Below are 1,614 nucleotides of genomic sequence, written 5' to 3'. Positions count from 1 at the left end.
CCGACCGCGCGGTAGCCGTAGTAGCAGTGCGCGAGCACCACCATGACGCTGAAGATCAGCACCTTGACGAACGACAGCACCACGTCCTCGGGGGCGAGGAAGATGTTGAAGTAGTGGTCATAGGTCCCGGCGGACTGCCCGTTGAACCAGAGCGTCACCTGTCTGGACGCGAGGTAGGAGCTCAGCAGCCCGATTCCGTACAGCGGGACGATGGCGACGGTGCCCGCGATGATCCGGGTCGTCACCAGGTACGGCAGGGACGGGACGCCCATGCCCTCCAGCGCGTCGATCTCCTCGTTGATCCGCATCGCGCCGAGCTGCGCCGTGAATCCGGCGCCGACCGTCGCCGACAGCGCCAGGCCCGACACCAGCGGTGCGATCTCGCGGGTGTTGAAGTACGCCGACACGAACCCGGTGAAGGCCGACGACCCGATCTGGTCGAGGGCCGCGTACCCCTGGAGGCCGACGACGACGCCGGTGAACACCGTCATGCCGATCATCACGCCGACGGTGCCGCCGATCACCGCCAGCGCGCCGCTGCCGAACGCGACCTCGCCGAGCAGCCGCAGCGACTCGCGCAGGTAGCGGCGCAGGGCGCGCGGCGTCCACAGCAGCGCCTTGACGTAGAAGGTGAGCTGGTCGCCGGGCCGGTCCAGCCACGAGACGAGCTTCACCGGCTTGATCCGGCGGGCACCGGGGATCGCCATGTCAGGCCCCCTTCGGCGGGACGACCTGCAGGTAGATCGCCGTCAGCACGAGGTTGACGAAGAACAGCAGGAGGAAGGTGATGACGACCGACTGGTTGACCGCGTCCCCGACGCCCTTCGGCCCGGGCCGCGGGTTCAGCCCGCGGTAGGCGGCCACGACGCCGGCGATGAACCCGAACAGCAGCGCCTTCAGCTCGCTGATGTACAGGTCGGGGAGCTGCGCGAGCGCCGAGAACGAGGCGAGGTAGGCGCCCGGCGTCCCGTCCTGCATCAGCACGTTGAAGAAGTAGCCGCCGGCCACGCCGACGACGGAGACCAGGCCGTTCAGCAGGACCGCGACCGCCATGCAGGCGAGCACCCGGGGGACGACGAGGCGCTGGATGGGCGAGACGCCCATCACCTCCATCGCGTCCATCTCCTCCCGGATCGTCCGCGAGCCGAGGTCGGCGCAGATCGCCGAGCCCGCCGCTCCGGAGATCAGCAGCGCCACGATCAGCGGGCTCGCCTGCTGCACGATGGCGAGCACGCTCGCGCCGCCGGTGAGCGACTGCGCGCCGAGCTGCTTGGCCAGCGACCCCACCTGCAGCGAGATGACCGCGCCGAACGGGATCGACACGAGCGCCGTCGGCAGGATCGCCACGGACGCGATGAACCAGAACTGCTGGATCAGCTCGCGCATCTGGAAGGGCCGCCGGAACGTCATCGCGACGACCGTCCCGGCGAGCGCGAACAGCCCGCCGACCTGCCGCAGCGCGCCGGCGCCGGGGGTCCTGGTCTCAGGCGCCGCCATGGCCGCCCGCCTCCTGCCGGTTGCGGCGCCCGGCCAGGATGGCCTGCTGCGCGGGATGGGGAAGGCTCGGGAGCATCGCGTCGAGCCGCTGCGCGTGGCGCTGCTCCCCCCGGCGCG

Annotated in this window: 2 protein-coding genes; both read right to left on the bottom strand. The window is 70.8% G+C overall.

Features of this window, described 5'->3' with window-relative positions:
- Nucleotides 1-707 (bottom strand): MlaE family ABC transporter permease (locus tag IEZ03_RS12570; protein ID WP_229808243.1); only part of this gene is annotated, 707 nt, incomplete at its 3' end.
- Nucleotide 708: 1 nt separating this feature from the next.
- The gene (locus IEZ03_RS12565; protein ID WP_132049399.1) at nt 709-1,497 is read right to left on the bottom strand and encodes an MlaE family ABC transporter permease; all 789 of its coding nucleotides are present in this window, start codon (nt 1,495-1,497) and stop codon (nt 709-711) included.
- Nucleotides 1,498-1,614: the final 117 nt, after the last annotated feature.

The sequence above is a fragment of the Actinomadura livida genome (assembly GCF_014648675.1).
GTDB classification, from domain to species: domain Bacteria; phylum Actinomycetota; class Actinomycetes; order Streptosporangiales; family Streptosporangiaceae; genus Spirillospora; species Spirillospora livida.
This window is presented reverse-complemented; position numbering and strand designations above follow the sequence as displayed.

What these genes read in the sequence shown, in the direction of transcription:
- IEZ03_RS12565 (WP_132049399.1), bottom strand. Translation starts at nt 1,497, where the DNA reads ATGGCGGCGCCTGAGACCAGGACCCCCGGCGCCGGCGCGCTGCGGCAG.